Raw genomic sequence first — 14,107 nt, forward strand, 5'->3', positions numbered from 1 at the left:
TTTTATGGCGTTTTGAAAAGTCCAGAGCAGCAACCTTGCAGTAACGCAGAACCGGAAAAAATCCATGACTGAAATGAACAATACGCAGCCCGATAACAGCTACGGCGCCTCGTCCATTCAGATCCTCGAAGGTCTGGAAGCCGTGCGCAAGCGGCCTGGGATGTACATCGGGGATACATCGGATGGCACCGGTTTGCACCACCTCGTGTTCGAAGTGCTCGACAACTCGATCGACGAAGCGCTCGCCGGGCATTGCAACGACATCCAGGTGATCATCCACGCCGACAACTCGGTCTCGATCACCGACAACGGCCGCGGCGTGCCGACCGGCCTGAAGATGGACGACAAGCACGATCCGAAGCGCAGCGCCGCCGAAATCGTGATGACCGAGCTGCACGCCGGCGGCAAGTTCGACCAGAACAGCTACAAGGTGTCGGGTGGCCTGCACGGCGTGGGCGTATCGTGCGTGAACGCTCTTTCGGCATGGCTGCGCCTCACCGTGCGCCGCGACGGCAAAAAGCACTTCATGGAGTTCCACCGCGGCGTGCTGCAGAACCGCATGCTCGAGGAAATCGACGGCGTGACCACGTCGCCGATGCAGGTGATCGGCGACACCGAAAACCGCGGCACCGAAGTGCACTTCATGGCCGACGAGACGATCTTCGGCAATGTCGAATACCACTACGACATTCTCGCGAAGCGCATTCGCGAACTGTCGTTCCTCAATAACGGCGTGCGGATTCGCTTGCTGGATCAGCGCTCGGGCAAGGAAGAAGATTTTGCATTCGTCGGCGGCGTGAAAGGCTTCGTCGAGTACATCAACAAGAACAAGAGCGTGCTCCACCCGACCATCTTCCACATCGTCGGTGAGAAGGATGGCGTCGGCGTGGAAGTCGCGATGCAGTGGAACGACAGCTACAACGAAAACGTGCTGTGCTTCACCAACAACATTCCGCAGCGCGACGGCGGCACGCACCTCACGGGCTTGCGCGCGGCGATGACGCGCGTGCTGAACAAGTACATCGCCGATCATGAAGTCGCGAAAAAGGCGAAGGTCGAGACGTCTGGCGACGACATGCGCGAAGGACTGTCGTGCGTGCTGTCCGTGAAGGTGCCGGAGCCGAAGTTCAGCTCGCAGACGAAAGACAAGCTCGTGTCGTCGGAAGTGCGCGCGCCGGTGGAAGAAGTGGTCGCGAAGGCGCTCGAGGAATTCCTGCTCGAAACGCCGAACGACGCGAAGATCATCTGCGGCAAGATCGTCGATGCGGCGCGTGCGCGCGACGCGGCCCGCAAGGCGCGCGAGATGACGCGGCGCAAGGGCGTGCTCGATGGCGTCGGCCTGCCGGGCAAGCTCGCGGACTGCCAGGAGAAGGACCCGGCGAAGTCGGAGATTTATATCGTCGAGGGTGACTCGGCGGGTGGGTCGGCGAAGCAGGGTCGTGACCGCAAATTCCAGGCGATCCTGCCGCTGCGCGGCAAGGTGCTGAACGTCGAGAAGGCGCGCTATGACAAGCTGCTTTCGTCGGAGCAGATCGTCACGCTGATTACCGCGCTTGGCTGCGGCATCGGCAAGGACGACTACAACCTCGACAAGCTGCGTTATCACCGCATCATCATCATGACCGATGCTGACGTGGACGGCGCGCACATCCGGACGCTGCTGTTGACGTTCTTCTATCGGCAGATGCCGGAGATGATCGAGCGTGGCTACATCTATATCGCACAGCCGCCGTTGTACAAGATCAAGGCGGGTAAGGACGAGCGGTATCTGAAGGATGAGTCGGAGGTGAATGCTCATATCCTGAAGCTCGCGCTGCAAGGGTCGGAGTTGGTGTCGTCCGAAGGGGCGACGCCGATTACCGGGGATGCGCTGGGTGAGCTGGCTCGCGCTTATCTGCTGGCGCAGGCAGTGGTCGATCGTTTGAGCCGGTTGTATGACGCGGGTGCGCTCGAGGCGGTGATGGATGGCGTCAGTATCGATCTGTCCAGCGAGCAGGCGGCCGAGGCTTCGGCTCGCGCGCTCGAGGCAAAGCTGAGGGATGATGCTCTCAAGCCCGAGGTTACCGTTACGACGATGTATGACCCGGTACGTGAGCTGCGCTCGCTGCGCGTCGCGCGTACGCATCACGGGAATCAGAAGATCTCCGTGCTCGATGAAGAGTTTCAGTTGACCGCGGATTATCAGCAGCTTGTGAATACCGCTAATACGTTCAAGGGGTTGATTGGGACGGGGGCGGTGATCAAGCGTGGTGAGCGGAGTATGGCTGTGAGCGACTTCAAGAGTGCGATGAAGTGGCTGCTTGCGGATGCTGAGCGGAATGTTTCCAAGCAACGCTATAAGGGGCTCGGGGAGATGAATCCTGAGCAGCTTTGGGAGACCACTATGGATCCTGAAGTGCGGCGGTTGCTGCGTGTGCAGATTGAGGATGCTATTGCCGCGGATGGGATTTTCACTACGCTCATGGGGGATGATGTGGAGCCGCGGCGGGCGTTTATTGAGTCGAATGCTTTGAGGGCGGGGAATATTGATGTTTGATGAGTGGTGTAGGTAGACGCATAACCTGAGAAAAACGGGCTCGTAAGTTGAGAAACTTATGGGCCCGTTTCTATTGGTAGCTTGGATTTATTGGCAATTCGCCAACGCGCAACAATGCTCTTTGTTCGCGGATTGTTCTATGTAAGTGAGCGCACACATCGAGCAACCGAGACCCTGTCATCCAACACGTCCGGAAGCACTGCGGTGAACCGGTTTGATTGACGGCGAGTGCTCTGCGCCGAGCGGCGGCGGGCTAAAATCTACCTGCCTCCGTCCCTGTTTACGCCAACGCCCCATGACCATCTCTGAAGTTCTTGCAAAGCAGCTGCAAGCTCATAATTCTGGCCCCTTTCTTTTTGCCGGCTCGGGTCTATCACGCAGATACCTCGGGCTCGATGACTGGGCGGGTCTGCTTCGACGCTTTTGCCAACACATTAAGCCGTACGAATATTACCTCTCCTCAGCAAACGGAGACCTGCCCACGGTAGCAGCGGTCATGGCCGAGGAGTTTCATGAGGTTTGGTGGACTCACGAGGACTACTCAGCCAGCCGCGAAAAGCACTCGAAGAACATCTACGAGCGGACTGGACCCCTTCGTGTGGAGATTTGCGATTACCTCAGAGGAGTTGGCATTGCCGACCTGAGCCAGAGCAAGTATGCCGATGAAATTGCGGCTCTGAGCCGACTGAACGTAGATGGCATCATCACCACCAACTGGGACACATTCCTTCAGTCGCTATTCCCTGATTACCGTGTATATGTGGGTCAAGATGAGCTTCTTTTTTCGAACCCGCAATCCATCGGCGAAATCTACAAGATTCACGGTTGCGTGAACACCCCAAGGAGTCTGGTGCTAACCAGCGAGGATTACAGGGACTTCAACGAACGCAATGCCTATCTTGCCGCAAAACTAATCACGATTTTTGTCGAGCACCCTGTCATTTTTATGGGCTACTCGCTGAATGACCCGAACATCATTTCACTGCTGAAAGCAATCTGCGCCTGTATCGGACAGGACAAGCTGCAGCAACTCAACAACAATTTGATTTTTGTTCAGCGGGCACATGAGGGAGAGGACGGCTCCATTTCGCAAACGGTTATTGCACTTGAGAAAGTCCAGATTCCTATCACGCTAATTAAGGCGAACTCATTCGTCGGAATCTACGAAGCCATCGAATCGACGAAGCGAAAGATTCCAGCGCGGGTGCTACGATATTGCAAAGAGCAACTTTACGAGCTCGTGAAGACGACGGAGCCACATGGCAAACTCGTCGTCGTTGACGTTGACCAAGTGAACGGTCGTCAAGACATAGAGTTTGTTGTCGGCGTCGGTGTTGCCGCAGAGCGTGAAGAAGAGGAGCGACGCCGCCTTGGCGACGTCGGGTACCGAGCCATTACTCCACTGGACCTTTTCGAAGACCTCATTTTTAGGAACAAGGGGTACGATGCGCGGCGCGTACTTCAGGAGGCGATGCCGCGACTATCAAAGGGACTTACCTATCTCCCAGTGTTCCACCTGCTTCGAGCAGCGGGCGTCAACTCGAGCGCCGACTATCCCGCATCGGGCTTCGATGTCGACAAATATTTGCAGTTGACGCCAGCAGCGTTCAAACCGAAGGCCTTGGCGAAAGGATTCATGCGCAACTACCGTGACCTGACTGTCAAGGAAATGATTCAGCGGTGCACACCTGAGATTGTCGCCCAATATCTACCATTCACCGAGTGGGCTCGCGACGATTACGAGATTATCCGTCAGTTTCTCGCGGCGCACATCGACCGGTTCACGAACTCGAATTATTCAACGGCGTTCAGAAAGCTTGCTTGTCTATACGACCGCGCAAACTATGGATGGGAGTAGCGTACCTGTTGTTCGCATTGACGTTATCACTTGACGCGATACGCAAGCAAGCCTGCACGCGAAATCGTCCATGCGCATTCTTATGCGTTTGGCCCGCCCAAGTCGAGCAACTTGACCGTAGTGAAGAGCACATTGTGTCTATGACCGACCGGCTCGCTGCGCAGTCTCTTTCTCCCGCTCTGAAATCAATGGGGCGACTGCGAGAGGTAAAATCGGCGCTACGTTCACCGTAGCCGACCCCACCCCAGCGCCGACGTCCACCGTCCTCGGCCACTCCCGTAACCGGCTCACAGGCAAGGTCAAAATATAATGAACCATCAAGCACTATCTTCATTTATCTGGTCCGTGGCGGACCTGTTGCGCGGGGATTACAAACAATCCGAATATGGGCGCGTTATTCTGCCCTTCACCGTGCTACGGCGCTTGGATTGCGTGCTCGAATCCACGAAGCCGGCTGTGCTCGCCGAATTCGAAGCAAAAACAAAGATGGGGCTCAATCCGGAGCCGTTCCTGCTGCGCGTCGCCGGCAGCGCGCGGTTCTACAACACCTCTCCGCTCGACCTGGTCAAGTTGCTGGGCGACCAGGACAATATTCGCCAGAACCTGTACGCGTACATCCAGGCCTTCTCGCCAGCAGCGCGCGATATTTTTGAGCGGTTCGACTTCTACACACAGGTCGAACGGCTCGCAAAGGCCAACCTTCTCTATCTGGTGACCGAGAAATTCGCGAACATTGACCTGCACCCGGATGTGGTCGACAACACCCAGATGGGCCTCGTGTTCGAGGAGCTCATCCGAAAGTTTGCCGAAATTTCGAACGAAACCGCTGGGGAGCACTTCACCCCGCGCGAGGTCATCCGTTTAATGGTGAACCTGCTGTTTATCGAGGACAGCGACGTACTCACGGCAGGTAACGCCGTCGTGCGAACCATTTACGACCCGACGGCCGGTACGGGCGGTATGCTCTCGGTTTCCGACGAGTACCTCCGTGAGCACAACCCGGCTGCGCGGCTGACCATGTTCGGCCAAGAGCTGAATGACGAGTCGTACGCCATCTGTAAGGCGGACATGCTCATAAAGGGCCAGGATGTCGCGAACATTGTTGCGGGCAATACACTGGCCGACGACGGCCATACCGGGCGCAAGTTCGACTACATGCTTTCCAATCCGCCGTTTGGCGTCGAATGGAAGAAAGTAGAAAAGGCAGTGCGGACCGAGCATGAGCAAAAGGGCTTCGATGGGCGCTTCGGCCCCGGCCTGCCGCGCGTGTCCGATGGTTCGATGCTGTTCCTGCTGCACCTCATCAGCAAGATGCGTCCGGCGCAGGACGGAGGGAGTCGATTCGGCATCGTGCTGAACGGCTCCCCGTTGTTCACGGGCGGTGCCGGTAGCGGCGAGAGCGAAATTCGACGCTACGTGCTGGAGAACGACCTGGTCGAGGCGATTGTCGGGCTGCCGACAGACATGTTCTACAACACGGGTATCTCCACGTACGTGTGGATTCTGTCGAACAGGAAGCCCGTGGCGCGCAAGGGGTTCGTCCAGCTCATCGACGGGTCAAGCTTCTGGCAGAAGATGCGCAAGAGTCTGGGCAGCAAACGCCGGGAGATGTCGGACGAGCATATTGCGGCAGTTACCCGGCTATTCGGGGACTTTGTCGAAGCAGAACTGGCAACCGTGTTCGATGCTGAAGGTGCAGAGGCTGGCCGCTGGGTGGTGCCGGCGGGCAGTAATGGGCCTGAAGTCCCAGCCGGTGGCATCGTAAAGTCTGTGCCGATTTCACGGACTTTCCGGAACCAAGATTTCGGCTACACGACCATTACGGTCGAGCGGCCACTGCGCGATGAGCAGGGCAATGTCGTGCTAGGCGTTAAGGGCAAGCAGAAAGGCAAGCCACAGCCGGATAGCGCGATGCGCGATTTCGAGAATGTGCCACTATCCGAAGACATTGGAGCGTATTTCGCGAGTGAAGTGCTGCCACACGCACCGGACGCTTGGATTGACGAAGAGAAGAACAAGGTCGGCTACGAGATTCCGTTCAACCGGCACTTCTATGTGTTCGAGCCGCCACGCGACCTACATACAATTGACGAGGAGCTGAAGGCGGTTTCGGCCAACATCATGAAGATGCTCGAGGAGCTATCGGAATGAGCATGCAGAGGTACCCAAAATATAAGTACAGCGGCGCGCAGTGGCTAGGCGAAGTGCCCGACCATTGGCTTGTTGGCAAGATTCATTCCTTTGCTAAGAAAGAATCAGGACATACTCCAAGCCGTCAGCATCCGGAGTACTGGGAGAACTGCACAGTTCCTTGGTTCACCCTGGCAGATGTGCATCAGATTCGGGCTGACAATGTGAAATATGTTCACGAAACCAAGGAGCTAGTGAGTGAGCTGGGGCTGGCAAACTCGTCGGCTCGTCTACTACCTGCAGGAACGGTCATCCTTTCGCGCACTGCATCCGTCGGCTATTCGGCAATTATGGGCCGAGAAATGGCGACAACGCAGGACTTCGTGAATTGGATTTGCTATCCGCAATGTGTTCCGGAGTTCCTGCTGTACGTACTTCGCGGTATGCGCGCTGAATTTCAACGTCTGATGATGGGTTCGACTCACCAGACGCTCTATATGCCGGACATTGCAAAATTGGCAATGTCGCTCCCACCGGTAGACGAGCAAAGGGCTATCATCGCTTTTCTTGACCGTGAGACCGAAAAAACCGATGTGCTGATTGCAGAACAGGAAAAACTCCTCACTCTGCTGGCAGAAAAGCGCCAAGCGACCGTCTCGCAAGCCGTCACCCGTGGCCTCTATCACGATGCGCTGATGAAGGATTCCGGAATTGCATGGCTTGGGAAAGTTCCGGCACACTGGGAGGTCGTCGGTCTTACCAAATACTTCGAATCAGTCGTCGACTACCGTGGACGGACACCGACAAAGGTGGACGATGGAGTCTTTTTAGTTACAGCCAAGAACATTCGAAATGGCGTAATAGATTACGATTTATCGCAGGAATACATTGATAGGGCAGAGTACGACGAAGTGATGAGGCGGGGACTGCCTCTACGGGGTGATGTCCTATTCACTACCGAAGCGCCGCTCGGACAGGTTGCAATCGTCGACCGGGAAGATATCGCTCTTGCTCAACGCATCATTAAATTCAGAACTGTTCCCGAACGCCTGGACAGCAGCTATTTGAAGATGTGGATTATGGGTAGTGCTTGCCAGTTTAATTTGGAACAGCTAGCTACTGGTTCGACGGCACTAGGTATCAAAGGTAGTAAGGTTGGGCAGGTCCGGCTTTGTCTCCCGCCTCTGGATGAACAACGGGAAATCGTTCGGCACATCAACGTTGAGACTAGCAAGCTCGATTTGCTCAGAATCGAAGCCGAACGAAGCATCGACCTGCTCAAGGAGCGCCGGAGCGCCCTTATTGCTGCTGCCGTAACAGGAAAAATCGACGTCCGCAATGCAGTGTCGCAGGAGCTTGCCGCATGAGCGACCTCCAGTTGTTTCGCCTGTCGAACGGTTCCGCAAACGAGCTGCCGAGCCAGGCAGCCAAACTCGAAAAGCAGCTACAGGGCCTCGTCGAAGCGAACATGCCAACCTTTCTAGGCGTTCGATTTCTGGCCAGCGAGTACGTAACCGGCAAGACGCACAAAGGCCGAATCGACTCGCTGGGCCTCGACGAAAACGGCTGCCCGGTCATCATCGAGTACAAGCGTCACAGCAACGAGAACGTCATCAACCAGGGACTGTTCTATCTGGACTGGCTGCTGGACCATCAGGCGGAGTTCCGCTGGCTGGTCATGGAAAAGCTCGGCAAGGACGTGGCGGATGAAATCGAGTGGGCCGGCACGCGTCTACTGTGCATCGCTGCCGATTTCACCCGCTATGACCAGCACGCGGTACAGCAAATTCCGCGTAACATCGAGCTGATTCGCTACAAGCTGTTCGGCGATGACCTGCTCTTGCTCGAACTGGTCAATTCGCAAAGCGTTCCCGATGCCACGGCGGTCAAGCCCGCACAAGTCGACCTATCCGCTGAGCCTGAAAAGCCGAAGGCGGCGGGCAAGGACAAGTCAGTGGACGAACAGCTTGCCATCGCGTCCGCCGAGATGCGTGACCTGTACGCACAACTCACCAGCGCCCTGGCAGCATTGGGTGACGACGTGCAGGAGAAGCGCCTGAAGCTCTACACGGCCTTCCGGCGTCTGAAGAACTTCGCGTGCGTCATCGTCTATCCGAACAGGCTCCTCGTGACGCTCAAGCTGGACCCTGCCTCCGTCGAGCTGAAGGAAGGGTTCAGCCGTGACGTCAGCCAGGTCGGACATTGGGGCACCGGCGACCTCGAACTGACATTGCGCGGGCAGGCCGACCTGGAGCGCGCCAGGCCGCTGCTTGAACGAAGTTATGCCGAGGGCTAACCAGCCTACCGGCCTGTGCTGACTACCTCAAAAAAAGCAAAAATCGAACGCATAGGGGGCATCCATGAGCAACCTGCACCAGGAACATCATTTCGAAGCCGCAATCTGCCAATCCCTTGCTGCTAATGGATGGCTTCATGCTGAAGGCGACGCCGCCAATTACGACCGCGTCAGCGCGCTCTTTTTGCCCGACCTGCTCGCATGGGTGGAGACAACCCAGCCTGACGCTTGGCAGCGGCTGACGAAGACGCATGGTCCAGCGCTCTCCGAGCGCCTTGCCGAACGGGTGCGTAAGAGCCTCAACGAACGCGGCACTCTGGATGTGCTTCGCCGGGGCGTCGAAATGCTGGGGCTCAAGGAGACGCTCTCGCTCGTGCAGTTCAAGCCTGCGCTGGCCATCAATCCTGCCATCCTGCAGCGGTACGCAGCCAACCGGCTGCGCGTCGTGCGCCAGGTTCGCCATTCGCCGAATCACCCTCAGGACGCAGTGGACCTCGTGTTGTTCGTCAACGGCATACCGGTTGCAACCGCCGAGCTAAAGTCCGACTTCACGCAGAACGTTGAGGATGCCGTCGACCAGTACCGCTTCGACCGGAACCCCCAGCCGAAGGGGGGGCAGCTTGAGCCGCTCCTTGGCTTCCCAGGCGGTGCGCTGGTGCACTTCGCAGTAAGCCAGACAGAGGTCAGGATGTGTACGCGGCTCGCAGGCCCGTCCAGCAGGTTCCTCCCGCTCAACAGAGGCAATCACGGCGCGGCCGGCAACGCGCCGAATCCGGACGGTTTCGCGACGGCTTATCTTTGGGAGGATGTCTGGGCGCGTGACAGCTGGCTCGACATCCTGCACCGCTATCTCATCGGCAAGCGGGACGAAAAGCAGCAGCTCAAGACTGTCATTTTTCCGCGTTTTCACCAGCTCGACGCGACCCGAAAGATAGTCGCAGACGTCCTCGCTCAGGGACCTGGCCAGCGATATCTGATTCAGCATTCCGCTGGCTCAGGAAAGACAAATTCAATTGCCTGGACCGCGCACTTCCTCGCGGACCTGCACGACTCCGAACACAAGAAGATGTTCGACAGCGTGCTGGTGGTGTCGGACCGCACCGTGCTCGACGCCCAGCTGCAGGAGGCCATCTTTGATTTCGAACGCACGACCGGGGTCGTAGCCACCATTACCAATGAGCACGGTAGCAAGAGTGCGCAGTTGAGCCAGGCGCTCAAGAGCGGCAAGAAAATTATTGTTTGCACCATCCAGACGTTCCCCTTTGCCCTGCAGGCCGTGCAGGAACTCGCGGCGACCGAAGGCAAGCAGTTTGCGGTCATTGCCGATGAGGCCCACAGTTCGCAGACCGGTGAAGCGGCGGCGAAGCTCAAGCAACTGCTGTCGGCCGAAGAATGGGCCGCCTTCCAGGATGGTGGTGAAATCGACACCGAGGCCCTGCTGGCCGCCCAGATGGAAGCGCGCGCCGGCGGCAAGGGACTGACCTATGTCGCCTTTACGGCCACGCCCAAGCAGAAAACGCTTGAACTGTTCGGCCGGTCAGGTCCGGATGGATTGCCGCAACCATTCCATGTGTATTCGATGCGACAGGCTATCGAGGAAGGGTTCATTCTCGACGTCCTGAAGAACTACACGACCTACAAGCTCGCGTTCAGGCTCGCGCACGACGGCGAGGAATATGACGAGAAGGAGGTCGAGCGTAGCGCTGCGATGAAGGGCATCATGCAGTGGGTCCGGCTGCATCCGTACAACATCACGCAGAAAGTGCAGATTGTCGTCGAACACTACCGCGAGAACGTGCAGCCGCTGCTCGACGGCAAGGCGAAGGCAATGGTGGTCGTCGGCAGCCGCAAGGAGGCGGTGCGGTGGCAAAAGGCCATTCGCGCGTACATCGAGACCCGGGGTTATCCGCTCGGCGTGCTCGTGGCGTTCTCTGGCGAAATCGACGACCCGGAGAGCTACCCCGTACCAGTGACCGAAACAAGCAAAGAGCTGAACCCCGGGCTCAAAGGACGTGATATTCGCGATGCCTTCGCCGAACCTGAGTATCACCTATTGCTTGTCGCCAACAAGTTCCAGACAGGCTTCGACCAGCCGCTGCTCTGCGGCATGTACGTCGACAAGATGCTTGGCGGCATCCAGGCCGTGCAAACGCTGTCCCGGCTGAACCGCGCACATCCAGGCAAGGACGACACCTACATCCTGGACTTCGTGAACGAGGCGAATGAAATCCTCAAGGCATTCAAGACCTATTACGAGACCGCAGAGCTCGAAGCCACGACCGACCCGCATCACGTCTATGACCTGCGCGCAAAGCTCGATTCCGGCGGATATTACGACGATTTTGAGGTGGACAGGGTGGCGAAGGTCGAGCTGGACCCAAAAGGCACGCAGGCTCAACTGCAGGCCGCTATCGCACCCGTAGCCGACCGGCTACTCAAGCGGTACAAGGCGGCGCAACTGGACAAGGTTGCAGCAGAGGCTCAGCAGGACGGGAAGGCCGGACAGGCAGCCAAAGACACGCTCGACGCGCTGGTGCTGTTCAAAAATGACATGGGCGCATTCGTGCGTCTCTACGCGTTCCTCTCGCAGATTTTTGACTACGGCAATACGGACATCGAAAAACGCTTCCTGTTCTACAAGCGGCTCATCCCGCTGCTGGAGTTCGGGCGCGAGCGCGACTCCGTAGACCTGTCAAAGGTCACACTGACGCACCATAGCCTGAAAAACACGGGTCGCCAGAATCTGAATCTGAGTAAGGGTGAAGTACCCAAGTTGCCTCCGATGGATGCCGTTGGCAGTGGTGCAGTTCAGGAGAAAGAAAAGGCGCTGCTCGACGAAATCATCCAGAAGGTCAACGGCCTTTTCGATGGAGAGCTGACCAACGACGACCAGCTTGTATACGTGAACGGCGTGCTCAAGGGTAAGCTGCTCGAAAACGAATTGTTGGTCCAGCAGGCCGCGAGCAACAGCAAAGAGCAGTTCGCCAGTTCCCCGGACCTTAAGGACGCGCTGATGCACGCCATCATCGACGCATTCGATGCACATACCACGATGAGCAAGCAAGCGCTCGACTCGGAGCGCGTGCGCGACGGTCTGAAAGACATACTGTTAGGGCCTGCGCAACTCTATGAGGCGCTGCGAGCTCGTTCTGGTCCATCTTCGCGCCCGGAGGCATAGCCTTTAACGGATATATCGATTGGGTTACTGGAGCGTTTGCGGGACTAGTTCTACTCACACCCATTTGGAGCCAACGCCCCTTCCGAAAGGGCAGTAGCCGCCGTCGAAGACGTTCCTGAAGACTACTTCCACGACTTCGGAATTAAACCTGTGTCACGAGCCTTCCAGTTGGCGACTTCGACCGTATCAGGTACTGCTCCCCAAATGGTGTCGTCGGCATGTTCCAGCACAATGATTTGGCACTTGTGCCCGGTCGCACGCAAGCCCTCGGACAGAATCTCGAAAATTCGTTTCGTGGCAACGAAGTCCGCATCGCGACTCCGACGCAATTCGGTCAATCCCGCCCTGTCGGCATCGAGTTGATTCGCTCCTGTAGCCGCGCTAGGAAAATAAACCTGACTCGGCTGGTCTATAACTAAAAAGTTGAATATAGGGAGATACTCGCGGGAGGGATGAGATACGTACTCGTGGATGGCAAGAAATGTTGCGATGTGATAACCCATCCAGTTCTCTCCACTGCCGACCTCCCATAGGTACTCTTTTTTCCCGTCCTCAACTTTACTGAAACTGAGGGTGAGTTCCTGCCTGTCCAGTTTTACCTTGCCACGCTGTTCCAAACCCAGCGCATTTGAGTATTTGCTGATTAGCTCTGTCAGCGCGTCGTCGACAAGCGCTTCTCTACGTTCGGAGTCGACCTTAGATAGGTATTTTGCGATTTCCTCAATCTGTTTTGCGACCTCTGCAATTTGAAGAGATAGCTCATCGGTATCGCGAAGCGACGCGAAATTCATTAGAAGCGCCTGGAGCCGCCCCATCATTACAAAAACTCGGCTCAGCGAATCCTTAGCGGCGCGGTCTACCTTTTCGAGGCTCAGACGGTCCGCTCGCACGGAATGAAGCTTTCGTTGCGCTTCGACTAGCGCGGTCTTTGCCGAGTCAATTTCCTTGTCAACGATAGGGTTCTCGAACAGAGCCTCGGAAAGGGCACCGATTCGTCGCATTTCTGCTTCGAGATGGTCCACAGCTTTGTGATGCTGATTGGTCTCGCTACCGCAAACCACGCATCGGACCTCCTGCCTCAGACTTTTCTTCAGCCAGTCGAGATTGATGATGCGGTCACGCTCCGTCGTAACGGCATCCGAAAATTGCAGGGCGCGTTGTGAAAGTCGCTCGAAGCCGCGAATCTGTTTGCGCAAGACATCAACTTCACGTTGTGCCACCTCTTCGGCATCCTGCAATTCCTTGTACTTGTTGTTCGTATACGTGTAGTCGGGGGCCTTAAGGGCTAAGTCGAGGTTACCTTCAAGGTAGGTAGCATTGAGTAGCCGCAAACTAGCGAGCTTTTGGTCCACTGAAGAGTCCTCAATCGCCTCGACCATGCCAAGTTCGACTGCGCGTAGCCATATCCTGTCTACTTCGGCCGTCCACGAAGACATCGCCCTCCTTCTCAGTTCCTGCTGTTTCATCAACTCATCGAGCTGCCGCTGCAGCTGATTTCGCTCACGCTCTTTGACAAGATACGTGCCGTCAATGATGCCGAACGCAAAAGGCAATACTTTTTTCAGTTTCTCCCTGTGGTCGTACGAGTCTGCCTTAAAGAACAGCGTATTGGGATTCGCTACAATGTGCTGAGGCAAAAAGTTGAATGCTACGATGTCCCGGTAGGAGGGCCTTCCATCGTATTGTCGGGGTCGTTCTCCGTCGCCAATTGCGAGGTTTGTTAGCCGAACGAGGTTATTAAACTGCTCCTTGAACTTGACGTCGTTATGAGTTGTCTCCGGCTGCTGCGGAATCAACCCGTCAAGTGGCATGAAATAGAATTCGTTGCTTGTCTGTCGGTTTCCGGGGGTCTTCCGTGCGATTACGAAGGAATTGCCCTTAATGTTTACCTGCAGGCCGAACCACGACACGCTATCACGAATCACGCCCACAGGGATGGCGCAGCGGCTCGCTCCAAGACAATAGTCGATGATGGAAATAATCGACGATTTGCCGGTGCCGCTGCGCCCATGGACGATATTGACTCGTCCGAGCTCGAACGGCAGAGAGTGAACAGAGTTTTTCGAATTCGCCGGCCACAAGAGTAGCTGTTCTATATAAAACTGCATG

General features: G+C 56.6%; 7 protein-coding genes. 6 read left to right on the forward strand and 1 reads right to left on the reverse strand.

Going from position 1 to position 14,107, the window contains the following annotated elements; translation table 11 throughout:
• Positions 1-64: 64 nt before the first annotated feature.
• The 6 genes from gyrB (at position 65) to QM685_RS01030 (ending at position 11,998) form a co-directional block, all read left to right on the forward strand.
• On the forward strand, positions 65-2,536 hold the full coding sequence (gene gyrB, locus QM685_RS01005) for a DNA topoisomerase (ATP-hydrolyzing) subunit B (RefSeq protein WP_415111982.1): 2,472 nt from the start codon (positions 65-67) through the stop codon (positions 2,534-2,536).
• Between the two features lie 295 nt (positions 2,537-2,831).
• Entirely contained in the window at positions 2,832-4,394 is a 1,563-nt protein-coding gene (locus tag QM685_RS01010; RefSeq protein WP_415111983.1) for an SIR2 family protein, read from the forward strand.
• A 309-nt stretch (positions 4,395-4,703) separates the two neighbouring features.
• Positions 4,704-6,545, forward strand: a complete 1,842-nt coding sequence (locus tag QM685_RS01015; RefSeq protein ID WP_415111984.1) for a type I restriction-modification system subunit M — start codon at positions 4,704-4,706, stop codon at positions 6,543-6,545.
• On the forward strand, positions 6,542-7,891 hold the full coding sequence (locus tag QM685_RS01020) for a restriction endonuclease subunit S (protein ID WP_415111985.1): 1,350 nt from the start codon (positions 6,542-6,544) through the stop codon (positions 7,889-7,891). Before QM685_RS01015 ends, QM685_RS01020 begins: the two co-directional genes overlap by 4 nt.
• Positions 7,888-8,820, forward strand: coding sequence for a DUF5655 domain-containing protein (locus QM685_RS01025; RefSeq protein WP_415111986.1), 933 nt, complete (start codon positions 7,888-7,890; stop codon positions 8,818-8,820). Before QM685_RS01020 ends, QM685_RS01025 begins: the two co-directional genes overlap by 4 nt.
• 64 nt (positions 8,821-8,884) lie before the next feature.
• Entirely contained in the window at positions 8,885-11,998 is a 3,114-nt protein-coding gene (locus QM685_RS01030; protein WP_415111987.1) for a type I restriction endonuclease subunit R, read from the forward strand.
• A gap of 122 nt (positions 11,999-12,120) precedes the next feature.
• Here the strand turns inward: QM685_RS01030 and QM685_RS01035 are convergent, their stop codons facing one another.
• Complete coding sequence (locus QM685_RS01035; RefSeq protein WP_415111988.1) at positions 12,121-14,106, reverse strand: DUF3732 domain-containing protein; 1,986 nt, start codon at positions 14,104-14,106, stop codon at positions 12,121-12,123.
• Position 14,107: the final 1 nt, after the last annotated feature.

This window comes from Paraburkholderia sp., assembly GCF_047605525.1.
Taxonomy (GTDB): Bacteria; Pseudomonadota; Gammaproteobacteria; order Burkholderiales; family Burkholderiaceae; genus Paraburkholderia.

What these genes read in the sequence shown, in the direction of transcription:
- QM685_RS01025 (WP_415111986.1), top strand. Translation starts at nt 7,888, where the DNA reads ATGAGCGACCTCCAGTTGTTTCGCCTGTCGAACGGTTCCGCAAACGAG.
- QM685_RS01030 (WP_415111987.1), top strand. Translation starts at nt 8,885, where the DNA reads ATGAGCAACCTGCACCAGGAACATCATTTCGAAGCCGCAATCTGCCAA.
- gyrB (WP_415111982.1), top strand. Translation starts at nt 65, where the DNA reads ATGACTGAAATGAACAATACGCAGCCCGATAACAGCTACGGCGCCTCG.
- QM685_RS01010 (WP_415111983.1), top strand. Translation starts at nt 2,832, where the DNA reads ATGACCATCTCTGAAGTTCTTGCAAAGCAGCTGCAAGCTCATAATTCT.
- QM685_RS01020 (WP_415111985.1), top strand. Translation starts at nt 6,542, where the DNA reads ATGAGCATGCAGAGGTACCCAAAATATAAGTACAGCGGCGCGCAGTGG.
- QM685_RS01035 (WP_415111988.1), bottom strand. Translation starts at nt 14,106, where the DNA reads ATGCAGTTTTATATAGAACAGCTACTCTTGTGGCCGGCGAATTCGAAA.
- QM685_RS01015 (WP_415111984.1), top strand. Translation starts at nt 4,704, where the DNA reads ATGAACCATCAAGCACTATCTTCATTTATCTGGTCCGTGGCGGACCTG.